Raw genomic sequence first — 20567 nt, forward strand, 5'->3', positions numbered from 1 at the left:
AGGTTAATCTTTTCTTTTATATATCGGCACTGTAGAGCATGGCTCACCAAACATCAGGCTTTTTGCTATAGGTGTAAGTTTGCTGGTAAGCGCTACATAAGCATCAACCGGTACCGGTGTATCGCCACAGCCTTTGATCACAATACGCTGATCACGGTATTGCTCAAAGTCAAACTTATCTATCTGTTTTTCAAAAAGCTTTGCTTCTACTACATCTGCATCGCCAAATACAACCTCTTTAGCATAAGGCGCCAGGCGGTTAGCTAAAAGCATATAGGCCCATGCAGGCACTATAGCATCGGCAGTGCAGGTTATACCCACTATCTTATCCTGGTATTGCGACCAATCATGCCCCTTCACAAATTCACGGAAATCCTTTTCGCGTAGTATCAATCCATGAAATAAGTTCTCTTTTATATCATAGATCACACGCTCACCTGCCGGATAAAAGTCTGCCGGATCCAAAGTAACCAAGCCACTTTGGGCAACCTTATTCACAAAATTTTCCTGAATTTCCATAAGTCCCTAAAATAAAAAATCCGGAACAGTGATATAACGCTGTTCCGGATGTAAAAGTACGGTTATTTAAAATTACAAGAACTTAGCCCTGTAATCTTTTACATTCGCCTTATCTTTCAGCGCGTCGAATATCTGGTTATCAGCACGCTGTAACATTGCCTGGCCAATTTGTTCACGCTCTCTAACCGCATTAGTCAATGGAGCAGGGTTTACAAAACTGTCAACCACGTAAACATACACGCCATGGTCGCCATCTATTGGCTTGCTTAATTTATTAGGTTTTGAACCAAATATAGCACCGATCAATTTGTTCTCTTGTGCAATGCCTGGCAACACCGGGTTAGCAAACACAATGTTTTGTACCGGAACCACTTTTGAACCTGCTTTTTGTGCAACCTGATCAATAGTGCTTCCTTGCAGTTTTTCTGCAAGTTGTTTAGCTTTTACCTGGTTACGTACTGCCGGTGTAATTAACGTTTTTACGGCTTCAAGTGATAATTCACCTTTTGGTTTAATTTCAGTTAGACGCGGAACTACATAAACGTCGCCAGCGGTAAATGCTTTGTCAGCAATGTCGCCTTTTTCGGCATTGAAAGCCCATTTAACTAATTCACGTGCGTTATCTAATCCTGGCAATGCAGCAGCAAGGCCATTTACATCGTTAGCAGTTTTTACTTCAAGGCCCATTTTTTTGGCCTCAGCAGCAAAGTTGTTACCGTTAGCACCCGACAGGAAGCTTTGTGCTTTGCTGAAAGCTGCAGATTGTGTTGTGCTGCTGGCCTGTAGCGGGCGATCAATGGTTGCCACTTTAACTACTTTTGAAGAACCTTTTTGATCTTCTACCTGGATGATGTGAACACCATACTGGCTTTCAACAGTTAACAGGTCGCCCTTTTTGCCATTGAATGCTGCTTCTTCAAATGCAGGCACCATAGCTCCGCGGCCAAAAGTACCAAGCTCGCCACCTTTTTCAGCAGAACCTTTGTCGATAGAATACATTTTTGCAAGGTCAGCAAATGACTTGCCGCCAGCAATTAATTTTTTAATTGAATCAGCTTTAGCTTGTGCTTTTGCCATTGATCCTTCGGTTTGAGGGCTGATCAGGATATGGCGTGCTTTCACTGAATCCGGACCAACACGCTCGTCGATCAGTTTAGAGACCTTATAGCTTCCGTTTGACAGGTATGGGCCGTAAACAAAACCTTTAGGTGCAGTAAACATTACAGAATCAAGTTTCGGATCAAGCTGGCCTTTATGCTGGTAAACAAGAGGTGCTTTGTTAGCATTATCAACAGCGTTGATCTGTACAAAAAGCGAATCATTATTGCTTGCTTTAAAGTCAGCGGCTAATTTGTCAGCCTGCTTTTTAACTTCAGCGCTATCTTCTTTTGAAGGGGCAGCATTGAAAGCTACATACTGGAAGCTTCTGGTTTCTTCAGGGTTTTTAAACTGTGACTTATGCTCGTCATAATATGACTGATAGTCGGCATCGGTTAACGTAACCTTATTATCAGGGATAGAAGCATAGTCAAGGCCAACATATTTAAAGTTTGCCAGTTTGTTTTTTGCTTCATAATCGTCTTTTGCCTCAAGCGAGTTTACATATAAACCGTTGCGTACAAGGTTAAGATATTTCTCTACTTTTTTAGCTTCTATACGGGTAGCTACATAGCTTGCCCACTGTGCCTTCATCGGGTCATTAGCAGGTGCGCTTTGTAATGAAGTTAAAAACTGGTTAAGCTGGTTGCGGTCTAACTGGCCGGTTTGCTGATTAGCAAAGTTACGGGCAATTTCAGGGTCGCCGCCATGGATCATTTTGTTGGTTTCATCATCACCTACAACAATACCTAATTTGTCAACTTCTTTTTTGAAGATGATCTGGCTTACGTACTGGTTCCAGGTAAAGTTTTGAACATAACTGGTCATCTGGCTGTTCAGCGTTCCACCAAACTGCTGTTGATACTGTTTGGTGTTCTGATCAAGTTTAGTATTGAAATCGTCATACTGAAGCTTCTCTCCGGCAATTTCACCAACGGTGGTACGGTCACCTGCAAAAAATGATCTTCCGTACTGCACTGCTTCACTCGCAACAAATGCAAAAAGTGCGAGACCGATGACGATGACTACGATAAGCCCCATCCGGTTCCGCAAAAAACTCATGATACCCATATATCTGTTATTCTATCTAAAATTTTCTATTTAGTTAAAAGAGGGCGCAAGATACAATTTTTACTAAAATTCTGCACCACAAATTTTTGCGTGCGCTAAAACATATTTTTATTGGGAAATGTTTTGGTTTACGTGAAAGGTTCCTGTGGTTTGCGGAATATCCCAGGGGCTGAATTTTTCGTTAGTTACGAGCGACGAACCATTAATCACCGTACCATCTTTTGTAGTAATAGTAACAGGTTTATCTGATACTACCTTACGGGTTGCCTGATCCCATTTCAATTGCTCTGATTTAAAAACATCGCCTTTTTCATTTACAGCTACCACATTTTTATCCAGTTCAACTTTTTTATCGCCTTCCTGGTAAATAGCATAATCTGATGTAATTGTACTGGTTACATTCAGGTTTACATCATAAAAAATGATCTTAACACCTTTAGGCATTTCCATATAAGGCTTTGACACTTTGTAATGCAGCATTAAAGGTGTAATGAGTTTTGCCTTCACCTTGGCAGAATCGCTGTAAAGCACCTCTACTCCTAATGAACGTTCAACCGGGCTGCTTACTTCTTTTGCGGAAATTTCCTGAATCTTTTTCATATCGTTTTCACAAGCACAGCACAACAAGGCGGCAAGCATTACCGGCCAAAAAGTGTTAACCGTATACTTCAGCCTGTGAAACATATGTCAGAAAATTAATCGAACCTGTATTTTCTGAACCATTTATCGTTCAGTAAGAAACCAAGATGGAAGTTGTAATAGTTTTCTTTGATCAGGCTGTTCTGTAAAGTACCCCTGGTACCAATCTCAGCAGAAAAATTGATCTTATAAAAGCTGCCAGAATTGGAGCTTAGCGGCAAGCCTAAACCAAAGGTTACAGCCTTTGCCTTAATGTCGGTACTGTTAATATTAATGTAAGTTTTCTCGTATTTAAAACCTAATCGGTAATCAACCCTCGCCAGATAATTATTAAGAGACAAACTGTTTGGTGTAACCTGGCCACCAACATTAAATGTTTGAGAATTTTGAAGGCTTTGGTTAACACCTGCAATAGTAAGGTTTGACCATTTTCCTGTCGTATAGTCAGCACCGATCAGGTAAGCACCATCCTTTTGGTAAGTTACACCAAAGTGATTAATTAATGGAAGTTTGATCTTGCTGTTGTCAGATTGCTGGTTAACAACCGTATCGGCAGCTACAGACTCATTACTGGTGCTGAAGTTTTTCTGGTACTGGCTTACGATATATTTGTTTTTGGTATTCAGATTTGTTGAAAGCGATGCCGAGTAACCAAAGGTAAGGTGCTCGCTTTCAGAAAAATCAAAAGCGATTTGCGTACCTACGTCGTAGTTAAGGCCGCCTACCTGGTTGCTTCTTTCAACCCTTGAGTTTAAAACACCGTAAAGGTTAGGAATTTCTGTTGAAGCATACTCCTGCAGGTTACCGAAGATGTAAGAAACGTTACCACCGAAATAGATGTGCTTACCTAAACCAAAACCGTAACCCAAGTAAGCTTTTGAAAGGCCGCCATCACCATTATAGATATAATTTACCTGGTTGGTATCTGATGGTAGACCTGTGCCGAAGTTTGATTTGGACTGCTGGTAATTATAACCCAGCTCTGAATATGGTTTTAAACCAAAGCTTAGTGCCGAACGCGAAGTTACCGGGATGGCAAAAGCGATATGGCTTAGCCTGGCATTAAGATTGGATTGTGAGCCTACCCCGTCCTGGCTCAGCTTAACACTGTTGATATACATACCGATATCAATTGTGGTAAGATTGATAAAACCGTATGATGCCGGGTTAAGCGAATTTGCGGTATTGTAACCGCTGATACGGTTGATGGCCGTACCTATCCCCCCCATGGCGCTGGTCTGCGGATTTTGATCGTCATTGAGCTGGCCCAGTCCGTATCTTGAGTAAGGTGAACTTGTAGTAGCCGTATTTTGCGCCATCACTGTTTTTACAGATAGGGCGAAAAACAATATCATTATAAACCGGGTAAACTTAATCATTATGCTGTTGTATCACTGCGTTCAAACCTTTTAAAACAAGGTATGGCTCAATTTTAATATAGGGCGCAAAGATGCTACTTTTCAGCACAGTATCCAAAAAATTAGCATCGCCGCCAGTTAATAACACGTTAAGGGATGGGCTATTGGCAAAGTATTGCTGTACAAAGCCTGTTACCTCATATTTTATTCCGTTTTGAACGCCCGAGCGCATGGCCGAGGCGGTATCATCACCAAATGTTTTATCAAACTCAACCACTGGTTCAATCATCGGTAAACCGGCTGTGTAATCATGCATTGCCTTAAACCGCATGCGCAAGCCCGGCGATATACTGCCGCCGTAATAATTGTTGTTCGTATCAATACCGTCATAAGTTATGCAGGTACCGGCATCTATGATCAGGCTGTTTTGCCCGGCGTAACAGGCAGCCGCACCGGCCACTGCCGCAAGCCTGTCTATACCTAATGTATCCGGAGTGCGGTAATGGTTATTGATATTTTTTACCATGTGCCGGTTAAAGCGATAAATCTTTTTACTATCAATATGGCCAAGGTTAAGTTCTTCATCTTTTCTTACAGATGAAACAATCACCTTATCTACATTGTACTGGCTTATCAGTTCATCCGCCATGGCATCAGTAACATTAACAGCCTGTTCAAATCTTAACAACTGCTCACCATCAAATACAGCAAGCTTGGCCTGGGTGTTACCAATATCAATGACCAGGTTCGGCATCAGGCATTAGCCAATGACACGATAGATTCAAGGATAACCAAGCCATCCTGGTTACCTACCAGCGTATCCGCTGCACGTTCAGGGTGAGGCATCATGCCAAACACATTACGGCCTTCGTTACAGATCCCTGCAATGTTTTGTAATGATCCGTTAGGGTTAGCTTCGTCAGTTACATTGCCAAACTCGTCGCAATAGCGGAACAGGATCTGCTCGTTCTCATTTAAACGCTGCAATGTAGCTTCGTCAGCAAAGTAGTTGCCTTCGCCGTGCGCCACAGGGATTTTTAAAGCCTGCTGTAAATCTGCACCTGATGTTAGCAACGAGTTAGTGGTTTCTGCTTTTAAATGCACATTACGGCAAATAAATTTGCGGTTTTTGTTATGCAATAAAGCACCTGGCAACAAACCGGCTTCAACCAATATCTGGAAACCGTTGCAGATACCCATTACCTTACCACCATTACCGGCAAATTTGATCACTTCCTGCATGATAGGCGAAAAGCGCGCAATTGCACCTGAACGCAGGTAATCACCAAAGGAGAAACCACCTGGTAAAACAATAAAATCTGCACCTTGCAGATCATGGTCTTTGTGCCACAATCTTACAACCTGCTGGCCCAAAATATGCTCGAGCACATAAATGATATCTTCGTCGCAATTGGAACCGGGAAATATGACTACACCAAACTTCATGTTACAAAACTAATACAACGTATTGAACCTGAACGAATGTAAAAGTTAAAAAGTGTTAAACTGGAAGTAAATAATGCTGGAAATGAGGATTAAAAACAAAATTTCGTACAGCCAGCGCCTGGTAGCATACAAAAAATAGTAAGCCATGAAGATACTGGCAGGTACTGCGCACAGCAAAAAGTGGCTTAGCCTGAAATCGGCTTTAACGTAAAATGCCAGTCCGCCTATAACAAACAACAACCCTAATAGCTGGTACGACTTACGGACATGTATAAAGCTTTTATAGAAAACCTGCCTTAATTTGAAAAAAGAGAGTATGAATATAACGAGTACTACAATTAGTACCGAATAACTGTACTGGCTGATATGTATACTTACCGGAAACTTTGTACCTAACGGCAGCCATATTTCAAAAAAACGATCAAGTTTATCGTTCAGATAATAATAAACAGCCAAAAAGAAAAAAACAGTAATGTAACCAAATATGCTTGCTATAAAATCGCGAAGATCAAACGGTTTAAAAAGCATCAGTCCTATCCAGACCACCAATACCATGTATACAAAAGGCAGGTAGATGAGCGAGCCTACGGCTACCATAATACCCAAATCATAAGCGATAGTTTTTGAGTTATCGGCTTTGTAAAGCCCGAACAACCTGAATAACATCCATATCACCAGAAAATTACAGATTAACGGCGGGCTTAGTACCAAAAACGGCGTAAACATGCTGGATGCCACAATAAACAGCGCACCAGGCATAAAGCTTGGCTTCCCCATCAGGTTGTAGCCATTTACCATAAAGTTGACTAACAAGGCCTGCCCAAAAACCAGCAGCGCCGCTAAAAATATGTTTACGGGTGTAGAAAAAAGGTTCTCGTAGTTTACCGGCACCAGCGAGCGTGTGAACGACTCGACAAAAATAAAGTTAACATGATCTGGCGCTTTAATGATGTAGCCCAAACGCATAACAATAATCAACAGCACTAACCATATGATGTTAAGGGGATTATATGTTCTGAGGATATTGATCATGTATGCATCAGCTGCGCAGCAATATTACTACAAAAACTGCTTATGCTAAAATTGCCTGTGGCCTGGCATACATTTTTACCATGTTCTCCACTATGGCAGCAGTTTCGTCCTTAAAATTTACTTCGATCTTTTTACCGCCGGTGATCCAGCTATGCAGGTGCTGCTCAAACTTATTATCGATTTGATGCACAACAGGCACACCCAGTTTTGATGCCGCAAGTGCATTGCATTGCTGTTCATACTGGTTTTTCATGGGTATCATCATTACCTTCTTACCTAAGTAAAGCGCTTCGGCCGGGCCTTCGAAACCGCCGCCGGTAAGCAGCCCCTCACATGCGGATAAACTATTATTGAAGGCTGCATTATCAATCGGCAATATTGTCACATTAGCCTCCTTATGGATATTTTTCTGGCGTTTTGAGAATACCTGCCATTGCACATCTTTTACCCTGCTCAAATGTTTAACAAGCGTTTTATCATCATAGGCAGGCAGGTAAACCGTGTAATGCCCGTCATTTCGGGGTTGCAGGCTGCGGATTTCGCTGCGGATAACGGGTGTATGTATAAAACTATCATACTGCTCAAAATGAAACCCGATATGGTGCGTAGTAGGCGAATAATACTTAAACAGCCATTCGGCATAATTCCATTTGGCAGGCCTTGGTGTTTTGGGTGATACAAATGAGCATTGATGGCTTAATGATACAGAAGGCACTTTTTGTATGCGGCAGGCCCATGCGCTTACAGGTTCAAAATCATTTACCACAAGATCATATTGTGCTAATGGCAGGTTATGCATATCGCGCCAAAGCTGCGGCAGGTTCATGATCTTATAGGTTGCCCATTTATCCACTCCGCCGTTTGTGCCAAACACAAAGCTAAAACCATGATAACGGTACTTTACGGGTTGTGCTAATGCTACTTCGGCCTGTGTACCGCTAATCAGCAGATCAAGTTCGCCGTATTGCTGCAAAAGGGGTACAATTTCGCGTGCGCGACTGATATGGCCGTTTCCGGTTCCCTGAATTGCAAACAATATCTTCATAAACGCGGGTAGTGTAATAGCAAATATATGCTTTTACCCATAAAGCGTTTTAATGGGCTTCTTGTTTAAACTTCTCTAAAAGATTTCTTACGTCCAGCTTATTATCCAGGTCTTCAGCGTCGGTTTTATCTTCATCATCATGCTCAACCATAAAATCGGCAGGCTGATATTTGAATATTTCCCACTTACCCTGGTAATATTCTAATGCGGTAAGGCTTTCTACCCAATCGCCGCTGTTAAGGTATAATACTTCGCCCGGGTTATCTGTAGCTTTTATAGTGCGTATTTCGGCATGGTGGATGTGCCCGCAGATCACGTAATCGTATTTTTTATCTACTGCCAGGTCGGCAGCAGTCTGTTCAAAGTGATTAATAAACTTAACGGCCTCTTTTACCTTGCCTTTGATCTTTTGCGAGAAACTCATTTTCTGTTTCCCAATCGCAGTTAAAAACCAGTTAACCATGCTGTTAATCACAATCAGAGAGTCATATCCTACCGCACCCAACTTGGCCAGCCACTTACTATGCTGCATGGTAACATCAAATACATCGCCATGAAAGATCCACGCTTTTTTATTATCCAGCTCTAAAACAAGCTTGTTCATGAGCTGAAACGTGCCCAGATTGAAATCGGCAAACTTACGCAGCATTTCATCATGGTTACCGGTAAGGTAATATACCGGCACACCATCGGTAACAAATTTAAGAATACGCCTCACCACCTTCATGTGGCTTTCGGGCCAGTAAGATTTACTGAACTGCCAGATATCGATGATATCCCCATTTAAAACCAGTTTTTTGGGTTTTATGCTTTTGAGGTATTTAAGGAGTTCTTTTGCGTGGCAGCCGTATGTGCCCAAATGCACATCAGAAATTACCACAATATCAACTTCGCGCTTTGCCATTCAATATAGCGTATCATAGAAGGCCGGTTTTCACCAGCTATAATAATTCATATTCGCTATATCGTTGTTAATCTTCCTCTGCTTCGTCTTCCACATTCAGTTCATACGGACTGAAGTAAAGCAGGGCCACTAACAGCAGCAAACATGTAACGACCAAATAAGCAATATTGAAACTCATTTTAAATCGATTAATGACAAAGTTAAGTTGACTAAATTATCTGATTGTTAAGACAGTATTAATTATCAATATGTTACAACTTCTGGAAAAGAAAATTATCCACATTGCAGTGATAATCCACAACTACAATGTAAGACATTGAAAGCCGATAAAAGTTTAATAAAGGAGCAATATATTTTATAGCCCCAACTGGCTTTTAATATTTTGCAATTGCTTTAAGTGGTGCGCTGTATGGATACGGATAAATTTTATCCACTGGCCGGCATTGAGCATGCCTAAATTCGGGTGCTTAACCTTATAATCAGCAGGTGCGGCGTTTAAAACAGCCGACAACTCATCTAACTTGCTGCGCACTTTAATAATAAAGTTACGGGCTTCTTCTTTGGTGATTTTTTTGGCAATAATACTGGCGGGCGCTTTTGTTTTTACCGGTGGAAATTTGCCGGTTAAAAACACGTAATAACCAATAAGGTTTAATCCTTTACGGGTATGCTCGCATGTTTTATGCGCACATTTTTCAACCGCTATCAGCGACATATAATCAGCCTGCAAAATATGTGAGTATAGCTCGGCAAGTGACCAGCCGCCTTTGGGCGGAGTAACATCAAACATTTCATCCGGAATAAGATCCAGCTCGTGCCTGTACTTATCCAGTGTTAGTTCTAACAGCTTACGTTGATGATTGATCTTCACAATATTTTACGAATACGTAACAGAACTAAGGTCGACAAGTTTTGCAGCATATGCAAATGGCCGTAAAACAAAAAAGCGCCCTTTACAGAGCGCTTATTTATAGCGTTATAGCTGTTATGCTTTAACCGGTTTCTTCTTGTTTTCTACATACACCACACCACCAAGGGCAAGCACAAGGATAATTGACCCTGCGAGTGAAATGCCTTCACCGGTGTAGTAAGATGCCGGGTGGAATATAAATTCGATTTTGTGGTTACCTACCGGGATCTGAGCCGCACGTAATACGTAATCGGCACGGAAATAAGGTTGCTCTTTACCATCAATCAACATTTTCCAGCCTTTATCATAATATATCTCTGAGAATACAGCTACCATTGTTGCTGTAGAACCGCTTTGATAAACCAGGTGATCTGGATTGTAGCTGGTAAGTGTAATGCTGGCGTTAGGGTCCTGATTGATCTGTTTTTCGTCAATCATCTTACGGAACTTCTGATCAACAATGGCCTCATTTTTAGGATCAAAGCTGCTGATGGCCTGCATTTCCTGATCGGCATTGTTAACATACTTCACGCTCTTTACAAACCATGCATGTCCGCAAGCGGTGTTATTCACCTGCATCCCCAGGCTTTGGCCTTTAGCATCTGTATTGATCACATATTTGGTGTTCAGCATGTCTAAAACATCCTGGTTAACGCTTTTGGTCAGCTGGTTATCAATCAACTCATCATAGCGTTTCATACGCGCGGCAGAATACCCACCTATGGATTTATAGAAGTATGGTGTAATAGCATCCTGTTTAAGTGGCTGGGTTAAGTCAATCACACGGAAATCAGGATCGGTATCACGCATAATGAACGTGTCTACTTCACGCGGCTGTGGTTTTTGTACATCAGACCTGTTAGCAAAGCTTTCGTCTTTCAGGTAACGCTTATCGATCTGCCACATATCAATCAGTGTTAAGCCAAGCAAAGCCACTGAAAGCACCATAACATTAATTTTTTGCTTAATGAAAGCCCAAACTATGCCGAACGTAATTGCAACAAAGATCAGCGTACGAATGGCATCCATCCGCGCCATACTGATACGGTCTTGCACCAGGCCATTGATGATTGAATTTGCAAATCCGCTGTCGCCTTTAAGCGCCTGGGTTAAGTAATCAATTAGTTGTTGATGTTGCTTTGATTTAAAGCTAAAGAACAGATCGGGCATTACAGCTAAAACCAGGGTAATACCACCAACAATATAGAAGCTTAGCTTTAATTTTTTAAAAATCTCTGTACGGTCAGTTGTTTCGATGATCTCCTTAATAGCTAAGTAAGCCATAATCGGGAAGCATAAAGCAGCAATCACCATGATGGATTCAACCGCGCGGAACTTATTGTACAGCGGGAAGTAGTTAAAGAAGATATCGGAGAACCACTGCAGGTTGCGCCCGTATGACAGCAGCATGCTTAAAATAATGGCCGCCAGCAACCACCATTTAATCCGGTTTTTGATGATGAGCAAGCCAAACAGGAACAGGAAGCACACAACCGCGCCAAAATAGAACGGGCCCTCGGTGAATGTTTTGTCTCCCCAATAGGTTGATACGCCAATACTGCCTAATTGCTGTACATAGCCTACCGCCTGGTCTTCGGGAATACCTTTTGTGGTAAAAGCCTTTACTGTTTCTGAATTTTTATCCAGCGAATAAATACCAGATGAACTACCGCCATAAAGGTTAGGCACCAAGATGGTCATGGTTTCGCCAATACCTTCACTCCACTCGTAGGCATAATCCCTGTCCAAACCGTTAGCAGGTTCTTTAACAGAAGATTTAGTCAGGTTTGATTTACCGCGGATACTTTCGCTTGCATATTCGGCAGTGCTCCACAAGGTAGATGCGTTGACAGCCAGCGCCAGTACAGCACCTACTGCCAGGTAAGCTATTGATTTAGCAAAAGCCGGAAGCGTTTTATTTTTGAAAGCATTGTATAGTTCAAAAAGCACTAAAAGCAGAATGGCGATCATCAGGTAATACGTCATCTGCAAGTGGTTAGCCCTGATCTCCAATGCCAGGAAAAGCGCCGTTAACGTAGTGCCAATAAACAGTCGCCCTCTTAGCGCAAGAATGATACCTGCCAGTATAGGTGCAAAGAATGCGATTGCATAAGCCTGGTTAGCGTGGCCTGCAACCAGCAATATAAAATTATAGGTGGAAAAAGTTATTGCTACAGCACCCGCAGCAGCCAACCACGGGTTAAGTTTTAAGACACAGAAAAGCAGATATGCGCCTAATAAGAGCAGCAATACCGTATCAATAGGGCTTGGAAAAACGGCTTTTAAGCCAGAGATAATGTGCGTGGTGATGTTGTTTGAATAAGGCGCCCATATCTGGTATGCTGGCATCCCGCCAAGGATCTGGTTAGTCCATAAAATGGTTTCACCTTTTGCACGGTAATCCATAATCTCTTTCTGAGTGGATTGTGCGCGGGTTACGTCATTTTGCCCCAGTGTTTTACCCTGAAATGCCGGCGTGAAATACAGGAAACATATAACAATAAATACTCCGATAACAGCGAAGTGCGTAGCATTCCGCTTAAACCAATTGCCCATCTGTGTTTAAAAAATAATTTAATTCAATTTCCAAAAATAGAAATTTGAGCGAGAATAGGAACGATAAGTTTTTATGAGGATGGATTACAGTTTTTATGTATCAGCAATAAAATGCCGGCTACATCAACCAGTATACCAATTATATAGGCAATAATAGTCACTTTATTAAATTCGTCGCGGAAGCGTCTTACTGTAAAAATATTATAGATAGTTAAGCCCAGTACAAAAATCCAGAAATAAATATTGGGGTAACCACAGGTAGCAAAAAACGGAACGATAAGGCAAATCAGTACGCTGTTAGTTACAATAAGTGTAAATATCTGCGGGGTACCGTAATGCCTGCGTTTAAAAACCTCTTCGGGTATCATTTAATTATTTTACTTCTTCGTAGTCTACAAACTCGCCTTCAGAGTCGGGCACGCTTGATTTTTTTGCAGGCGGCATGTACTCCACCTTAATAGAGCCAGTTGGCTTTTGCTGACGGTATTGTTGCTGCTGTTGGTTATTATATTGCTGCTGCGCTTTATTTACCATGCCCTGAAACAGCATAGGCAAAAATATGCGCACTAAACTACGCACAATATAAAGCACACATATGGAAATGATCAGAAAACGGATCAAAAGCATTTTATAAATTTTAGTTTACAAATATACTAATAAACGCAAAAAGTGTCTGGTTGTTACAACGATAGCTTTTAATGCCAAAGCAATGGCAATTACGTGACTATTGAATCGTCAGGCAACTGGTACTGTGTTTTCTTTATCGTGCAGATACAAAGCTAATCCGAAAGCGATGATATAGATCATTTGCTGCCCGGCCGTTGCCCAATCCTGCCGAAGATCTGTACCAAAAATAAGAACAGCAATGAGCACACCACCTACTATATAACCTATGCGACTGAGCTGCCCTCCTATCAAAATCATTACCCCCACCAATGCTTCTATAAAAGGCAGCACATGCAGAAAAGCACTTGTTAAAGCTGCGGGCATAAAGGTATCAGCGAACATGGGCAGCATCTTATTGACGAAGCCGCTAAGGTTTGGGATACGAACTAACCCATGCATCAACATGTTGATGCCTAAGCCGATACGGAAAATATGAATAGCTCTAAACGGTTTCATTTTGTAAATGCAAAATCGTCATTCTGAACGCAAGTGAAGAATCTTATAAATTTGTCATTGCGAGGAGTTTCGACGAAGCAATCTAATAAATTAAAGCTAAGAGATTGCTTCTCTGTCTATCGACGGATCGCAATGACAATTATCTATTATTGTTTCTGGTCTCTTATCTCTGGCCTCTCAACTCTTGTTTCTTGCTTCTAAGCAATTATTTCTCCGCCATCATTTTTTCCAAAGCGAACATCTCGTCGCGCAGTTTGGCGGCCTGTAAAAAGTCCATGTCTTTAGCTGCGGCAAGCATATCCTTCTTGGTATTGTCTATCGCTTTTTTCAGGTCGGCTTTGCTCATGTATTGTACAATAGGGTCGGCCGCTATGTTAGCTATCACATCCTCCTCTTCAATATAAGGGCGCTGTACACCTCCTTTAAAGTCGACAACCGAAGTTTGCTCAATGATCGCTTCTTTAGATTTACCAACCGTTTTAGGTACAATGCCGTGCTCCTCATTATAAGCAATCTGCTTTTCCCGGCGGCGGTTAGTTTCCTCAATCGTGATCTGCATGCTATCTGTAATCGTATCAGCATACATAATCACACGGCCGCGGTCATTACGCGCAGCACGGCCAATGGTTTGTATCAATGAGCGTTCCGAACGCAGGAAACCTTCTTTATCCGCATCTAAAATTGCCACTAACGATACCTCGGGTAAGTCCAAGCCTTCCCGTAATAAGTTGATACCGATCAATACATCAAACTCACCTAATCGCAAGCCACGTAATATTTCCACACGCTGCAAGGTTTTTACTTCCGAGTGAATGTAACGGCATTTGATACCCAGTCTGTCCATGTATTTGGCAAGTTCTTCCGCCATACGTTTAGTTAAGGTGGTTACCAGTACACGGTCTCCCATTTTAATGGTTTTGTCCACCTCGTCCAGCAGATCGTCCACCTGGTTAATTACGGGGCGAATTTCAATTACCGGATCAAGGAGACCCGTAGGGCGAATCACCTGTTCCACCACCACACCATCAGATTTCTCCAGTTCAAAATCGCCGGGCGTTGCACTCACGTAAATGGTTTGAGGTGCCAGCCTTTCAAATTCCTGGAAGTTAAGCGGACGGTTATCTAAAGCCGCAGGCAAGCGAAAACCATATTCAACCAGGGATATTTTACGCGAACGGTCACCGCCATACATGGCGCGGATCTGTGGAACGGTCACGTGGCTCTCATCGATCACCATCAGGTAATCGTCCGGAAAATAATCCAGCAAACAGAACGGCCTTGCACCAGGCTTGCGGCCATCGAAAAAACGTGAATAATTTTCGATACCCGAGCAATAACCCAACTCACGGATCATTTCCAAATCGTAGTTAACCCTTTCTTCCAGTCGTTTGGCTTCCAGGAAACGTTTTTCATCTATAAACTGCTGCTTGCGCATTTCCAGTTCTTCCTGTATGGCCCATATTGATTGCGTGAACCTGTCGCGTGGGGCAACGTAAAGGTTAGCCGGGAACAGCACCATGTGGGTCATTTTCTCTATAGTTTTACCCGTGCCCGGATCAAAGCTGCTCAACTCTTCAATATCATCACCGAAAAAAGATATACGGTAAGCGTAATCCAAATAAGCCGGATAAATATCTACTGTATCGCCCTTAACACGGAATGTACCGCGTTTAAATTCGGCTGTTGTGCGCGAATAAAGTATCTCCACCAGCCTGTGCAGAAAGGCGTTGCGGCTAATGCGTGTCCCTACCGCAAATTTAAATACCGAATTGGAAAAGTCTTCGGGGTTACCCATACCATAGATACATGAGATAGACGACACCACGATAACATCCCTGCGGCCCGACATTAAAGACGAAGTAGTGCGCAGACGAAGCTTTTCTATCTCTTCATTTATCTGTAGGTCTTTCTCTATGTAAGTATTGGTGGTTGGGATAAATGCCTCGGGCTGGTAATAATCGTAATAGGATACAAAGTAGTTAACCGCATTTTCAGGGAAGAACTGCTTAAACTCGCCATACAGCTGTGCAGCCAGTGTTTTGTTATGGCTAAGTACCAGCGTAGGTTTTTGCGTTTGCGCAATTACATTGGCCACAGTAAACGTTTTACCAGAGCCGGTTACCCCTAATAATGTTTGATAGTTTTCACCGGTGTTAACGCCCTCAACCAGTTGCCTGATGGCTTCCGGCTGATCGCCGGTTGGGAAATAATGCGAATTTAGTTTGAAATCCATTATATCAAAAATACGGTTTGTTGAACGCAATAGCTAACGGTTTTAGCAAATATTACATCAACTTAATAAACGGTTAAAGGCTCGGTAAAGTTCTGCTTGTGATCAATTCATGGTCACCTGACCAAAGCGAGTCGACTTTGATTTGAAAAATTTGACCACCTTTGCTTCTTAATATAGCTACATGAAATACCGCCACATTTTCTTCGACCTTGACCATACCATCTGGGATTTTGATAAAAACGCTGAAGAAACCCTGCAAGAACTTTTTTTGCAATACGGTTTGGGCGAACTTGGGTTGCAATCGGAGCTTTTCATTGAAACATATACACAAAACAACCACCGCCTGTGGGCTGAATACCATTTAGGAAAAATCACCAAAGCTACTTTACGTGAGCTGCGTTTTAAGCAAACCTTTCTGGATTTGGGCATGCACCCTGATATAATACCTGCCGGATTTGAAGATGACTATGTACGCATTTGCCCTACCAAGCTTAACCTGTTTCCCGAAGCGCATGAAACCCTGCAGTACCTGAGCGGAAAGTACCGACTGCATTTAATATCAAACGGTTTTAAAGAGGCAACCACTATAAAAGTAAGCAATACTGATCTGGTTAAATACTTTGATAACGTTGTAATTTCAGAACTGGTTGGTGTAAATAAACCTGACAAAGCTATTTTTGAACATGCCTTACAATTGGCCGATGCGCAGAAAAAAGAAAGCGTCATGATCGGCGACAGCCTGGAAGCCGACATTTATGGTGCGCTTAATTTTGGCATGGATGCCATTTATTTTAACCCTAACAGCCTGCCCAAACCCCAAGATGTACCTGTGCAAATTTCACATTTAAGAGAATTGCGGGATATGCTATAAAGCACAGCGCAACCCTCTTATTTAATAACACTTTCCAGGGAACGGCGAGGCGAATAAATCACGATCTAACTACCAGCATCCTGCTTCTCTTCGGTCTCTTTTACATTAACAGTACCCGTACGTTTCAACACTCCCCATCCGCTTAATTCGCCTTTTACTGCCTTGCGAATAGATTTAAATAAAACGTAATACATCAGCTGTCGCCAGATAAAACGCTGCGGAATAATGTAAACCAGTTTCTTATAATCCTCTCGTTCCATCCAGAATGCAATGAAGGATACAACACAGTCTACCAGGATAAATACCAGGTAATAGGTAAGTATCTTCCACGGCTTGTCACTGAATAAGCCAATGATCATTAGCAGGTCGGCAAGCGGCGAAAATAATGGCAATATGATTTGGAAGATCAGGATATTAGGCATACCTACCATCCCAAAAAATTTATACTTTTTATTGAAGAGCGCATCGCGGTTTTTCCAGAAACTTTGTATCACACCAAAACTCCAGCGGAAGCGTTGCTTCAGCAACATACCTAACGACTCAGGCGCCTCTGTGTAAGCAATGGATTCGGCGCAGTTTCTAACAATGTAACCTTGTTTCAGGATGCGCATGGTAAGATCGCAATCTTCGGCTAAGGTATCAGAAGTAAAACCACCGGCTTTAAATATGGCCGATTTTCTGAATGCACCTATCGCGCCCGGCACTACCGTAATACTGTTGAGTAAATCAAAAGCCCGGCGATCCATATTCTGAGCGGTGGTGTATTCTATCGACTGCCATCTGGTGATCAGGTTAGTCTCGTTACCTACCTTTACCGTACCCGCCACTGCACCAATTTCATCATCTGTAAAATAGGTCATCAGGTGATAAATCGCATCATTCTTCAGCTGTGTATCCGCGTCTATACATACCACGTACTCATTCTTGGCATAGGTAATGCCAAAGTTTAATGCCGAGGCCTTGCCCCCATTAGGCTTGGTAAGTACCTGTACCAGCGGGTGGTTGCCATAAGCATTATCTACCACTTCAAAAGTACGGTCCTTTGATCCGTCATCAACAAAAATGATCTCCAATTCAGGATATTCAAGCTTTAGCAGGCTTTCAATGGTCTTTATTGCCGTAACTTCTTCATTATAAGCAGGCACAACAATACTAACCGGCCTTAACACGGCATTGTCCAGCCGTTTCTGCATTGTCTTTTTATCTTCTATATGCTGGCGTACCGCTAAAATACCAATAAGTACGATCCGGCCAATTGCCAGGAAAATAGCGGTAAGAAACAGATACATGATAAACCAGTTGCCCAGGAAATAGCCAACAATAAACATATTGTAAAGGCTGCCCGTAATACCGCTATTCGCTTCGTCTTTAATAGGCGGCATCAGGTCATCCTTTTTCTTATCGATCAGGTCGGCAATGGTGGTAAAAGTGTAACCCTGCGATTTAAAGTAATGAATAATTGCAGGCAATGCTTTTACCGTTTCTTCGCGTGTATCGCCACCGGCATCATGCAACAGGATCATGGACCCTTCCACACGTTTTGATTCGCGAATGGTACGGGCAATAATACTGTCAGCAGTAACCCCGGGCTGCCAGTCCCAAGGATCAATAGATTCCCCAATGTTGATATAGCTCTGCTTACGGCTTTCTTCTACCGGTATAACTTCGGCAAGCGTACTTGGCTCGGCATCGGCATTGAATGGCGGCCGGAACAGAATGGTGCTTTTCCCGGTAACAGATTCGATAAGCTTACGGGTGGCATTCAGCTCAAGGCTTACCCTTTGCAGGCTAATGGTAGAAATATCGGGGTGAAAAAACGTGTGATTACCAATTTCATACCCTTCGTCAAACTCCCGGCGAAGAATAGGGATATTCTTTTCGGCCATTGAACCCACCACAAAAAACGCAGCCGGAACATGTTCTCTTTTTAATATATCCAGAATACGCGGCGTGTAATCAGGATCGGGGCCATCATCAAAAGTAAGCACTACTTTTTTAGGCTTGTAACCATACCGTCTGATCACGTATTTGGTAGGCAGCTTAATATATTTTTGATTGGTGATTACATAACTATTCGTATCCAGTGATAATTTGATCTGGCCTATGGTTGGCCTGGTGATCAGATCCAACACCTCACCTGTGCCGTCGTAATCAATCTTATTATTTAAGCCTACAGTTTCCAGATGTTTAATATCTATACCTGTTTTACGTAACGAATCAATAGATAAATTCTTCTGGAAGAACGTCCATAAACGCGGATCTTCAGAGCCAAAACGCCATAAAGCAACGCCGCCTGTAGCCCAGTCGTCGGCCATACGAACGATATTAAAATTAGCAGCGGCATCTGTAAAATACACCGTATGCTGAAGGCTGTCCTTATCCAGATAGTTGAAATGCAGGTTGGCAGAAACCGGATCATAGATAATTTCTTTACTATGCTCTTTGGCCGTACTTACCGCTTGTTGATAGCCGATTGATTTTCCGATGCTGTTCTCAGGCCAGTCATACCCCCCGCCCGCAATAGTCAGGATAATCTTTTCGCTGGGCACTATACTGCACACTCTATCCAGTATTTCTTCAACCCAGTGCTGGTGCGATACATCCCCGGCATTACTGGTTTCGTTATGCTGGTCAATGGCCATTACAAAAAGGAAGTCGTTTACTTTTTGCAAAGATTTCAGGTCATATTGCTCATCATCCGGTATAACGTTTTGCGTTACCAGAAAACCTTTTGCATGAAGGGCATTATAAAGTTCCTGCTGAAAGGCAAAATATTCTTTAGTGTTGCGGTTTGGAATATCATCAAAAGCAAGGTTAATGCCTTTGAACTGATATTTGGTCAGCTGCCCGATAAGGCTGTTGATAAAGGTGGTTCGCGCAGCCTTGTTCTTAACAATTCGTACAACATCTTTACTGTCAAACGCACCCTGTGTAGCGTTAAAATTGATGTAGTTGGTAATAGAGACAACTATCGGCTTGTGGTACTTTTTATTAAGATTAAGCAAGCCTGTATCCATAGCTGCTTTAACGGTATCGGCATTGGGTGAGATAGAAAAGCCCTCGCTTACGATCATATCTACACGGCCAATGTAATCAACCAGTGAAGTGTAAGCCTGTGGCTCCCATGCGCGGTAAAAGGCAGCGTTAAGCCGGTCTTTATTGTTGGGGTGTTTCAGTTGATGCAATTTCCTGGCACGGGCCAGCGCTTCAATTTCTGCTTTCTGTATTTTGAAATCCTTAAACTTCTTAGATTTTTTTAACTGGTCTATCTCCTGGTTACTTAACTTTTTTGGGGCAGGATCTAAATTTGGAAGGCTTGGGTATTGTTTAGAAGTAATTGTTATGGCAGCAGCTACCACCGCACTTGCTAAAATGATAACAAGTATACGACTTAACCATTTAAACCGGTTCCATCTTTTTGGTGTATCTGCCTGAAATATCTGTTTGTTAGCCATTAAATTGGTTAAACTTTAAACTAATTTAAAAAGTTTGAAATGAAGTTATGATAAACCTTATAAAAAAGGAAATTATTAAAGAAGTAAAAGGCTGATTAGTTGGGTTTTATATTAGAAAAATCCACGCCGCACTTACAATTGCTACCGCAACCCTTTTTAGCCGTAAAGCTTTTGTAGATCATTCGGCCTACATAAAACAGTGCTGCTGCAAAAAGTAAAACGATAATTACTGTCTGGATCATGGATACAAAGGTATGATTATATTTTAATACGCTTACGGCAGGTATATATTATTACACAGGCATTAA

General features: G+C 42.1%; 18 protein-coding genes. 1 reads left to right on the forward strand and 17 read right to left on the reverse strand.

Annotation, left to right across the window (positions count from 1 at the left end; genetic code table 11):
* Positions 1–3: 3 nt before the first annotated feature.
* The 15 genes from PQ461_RS19305 to uvrB all read right to left on the reverse strand — a co-directional run bounded on the left by PQ461_RS19305 (position 4) and on the right by uvrB (position 15933).
* Positions 4–519 (reverse strand): DUF2480 family protein, encoded by a 516-nt coding sequence (locus PQ461_RS19305; RefSeq protein ID WP_274207194.1) that lies wholly within the window; start codon positions 517–519, stop codon positions 4–6.
* A gap of 72 nt (positions 520–591) precedes the next feature.
* A complete protein-coding gene (locus PQ461_RS19310) occupies positions 592–2679 on the reverse strand; it encodes a peptidylprolyl isomerase (protein WP_337993482.1) in 2088 nt (695 codons plus the stop codon).
* 117 nt (positions 2680–2796) lie between these two features.
* A complete protein-coding gene (lptC, locus tag PQ461_RS19315; protein ID WP_274207196.1) occupies positions 2797–3288 on the reverse strand; it encodes an LPS export ABC transporter periplasmic protein LptC in 492 nt (163 codons plus the stop codon).
* Positions 3289–3383: 95 nt separating this feature from the next.
* Positions 3384–4682, reverse strand: a complete 1299-nt coding sequence (gene bamG / locus PQ461_RS19320) for a BamG family beta-barrel-assembly machinery protein (RefSeq protein WP_274207197.1) — start codon at positions 4680–4682, stop codon at positions 3384–3386.
* A 16-nt stretch (positions 4683–4698) separates the two neighbouring features.
* Positions 4699–5439 carry a type III pantothenate kinase gene (locus tag PQ461_RS19325; protein WP_274207198.1) on the reverse strand — a complete coding sequence of 247 codons (741 nt, stop codon included), beginning with the start codon at positions 5437–5439 and terminating at the stop codon, positions 4699–4701.
* Positions 5439–6131 (reverse strand): phosphoribosylformylglycinamidine synthase subunit PurQ, encoded by a 693-nt coding sequence (gene purQ, locus PQ461_RS19330; RefSeq protein WP_274207199.1) that lies wholly within the window; start codon positions 6129–6131, stop codon positions 5439–5441. The genes PQ461_RS19325 and purQ overlap by 1 nt, the downstream gene beginning before the upstream one ends.
* Positions 6132–6176: 45 nt before the next feature.
* Entirely contained in the window at positions 6177–7163 is a 987-nt protein-coding gene (locus PQ461_RS19335) for a DUF6427 family protein (RefSeq protein ID WP_274207200.1), read from the reverse strand.
* Positions 7164–7203: 40 nt separating this feature from the next.
* Positions 7204–8208: a glycosyltransferase family protein gene (locus PQ461_RS19340; RefSeq protein ID WP_274207201.1), complete on the reverse strand. Its 1005-nt coding sequence runs from the start codon at positions 8206–8208 to the stop codon at positions 7204–7206.
* Between the two features lie 49 nt (positions 8209–8257).
* Complete coding sequence (locus PQ461_RS19345; protein WP_274207202.1) at positions 8258–9112, reverse strand: UDP-2,3-diacylglucosamine diphosphatase; 855 nt, start codon at positions 9110–9112, stop codon at positions 8258–8260.
* Positions 9113–9467: 355 nt separating this feature from the next.
* Positions 9468–9983: a DinB family protein gene (locus PQ461_RS19350; protein ID WP_274207203.1), complete on the reverse strand. Its 516-nt coding sequence runs from the start codon at positions 9981–9983 to the stop codon at positions 9468–9470.
* Positions 9984–10097: 114 nt separating this feature from the next.
* Positions 10098–12578 carry a YfhO family protein gene (locus PQ461_RS19355; protein WP_274207204.1) on the reverse strand — a complete coding sequence of 827 codons (2481 nt, stop codon included), beginning with the start codon at positions 12576–12578 and terminating at the stop codon, positions 10098–10100.
* Between the two features lie 71 nt (positions 12579–12649).
* On the reverse strand, positions 12650–12946 hold the full coding sequence (locus PQ461_RS19360; protein WP_274207205.1) for a hypothetical protein: 297 nt from the start codon (positions 12944–12946) through the stop codon (positions 12650–12652).
* Positions 12947–12950: 4 nt separating this feature from the next.
* Entirely contained in the window at positions 12951–13205 is a 255-nt protein-coding gene (locus PQ461_RS19365; protein ID WP_274207206.1) for a DUF4834 family protein, read from the reverse strand.
* 108 nt (positions 13206–13313) lie between these two features.
* Positions 13314–13700: a hypothetical protein gene (locus PQ461_RS19370; RefSeq protein ID WP_274207207.1), complete on the reverse strand. Its 387-nt coding sequence runs from the start codon at positions 13698–13700 to the stop codon at positions 13314–13316.
* Between the two features lie 205 nt (positions 13701–13905).
* Positions 13906–15933: an excinuclease ABC subunit UvrB gene (gene uvrB, locus PQ461_RS19375; protein WP_274207208.1), complete on the reverse strand. Its 2028-nt coding sequence runs from the start codon at positions 15931–15933 to the stop codon at positions 13906–13908.
* Positions 15934–16114: 181 nt separating this feature from the next.
* Between uvrB and PQ461_RS19380 the strand changes: the two genes are divergently transcribed.
* Positions 16115–16804, forward strand: coding sequence for a YjjG family noncanonical pyrimidine nucleotidase (locus PQ461_RS19380; protein ID WP_274207209.1), 690 nt, complete (start codon positions 16115–16117; stop codon positions 16802–16804).
* A 65-nt stretch (positions 16805–16869) separates the two neighbouring features.
* Here the strand turns inward: PQ461_RS19380 and PQ461_RS19385 are convergent, their stop codons facing one another.
* A complete protein-coding gene (locus PQ461_RS19385) occupies positions 16870–20259 on the reverse strand; it encodes a trifunctional glycoside hydrolase family 18/polysaccharide deacetylase/glycosyltransferase family 2 protein (protein ID WP_274207210.1) in 3390 nt (1129 codons plus the stop codon).
* A gap of 95 nt (positions 20260–20354) precedes the next feature.
* On the reverse strand, positions 20355–20501 hold the full coding sequence (locus PQ461_RS21260; RefSeq protein ID WP_274207211.1) for a FeoB-associated Cys-rich membrane protein: 147 nt from the start codon (positions 20499–20501) through the stop codon (positions 20355–20357).
* Positions 20502–20567 lie beyond the last annotated feature (66 nt).

This window comes from Mucilaginibacter sp. KACC 22063 (genome assembly GCF_028736115.1).
Classification (GTDB): Bacteria; Bacteroidota; Bacteroidia; order Sphingobacteriales; family Sphingobacteriaceae; genus Mucilaginibacter.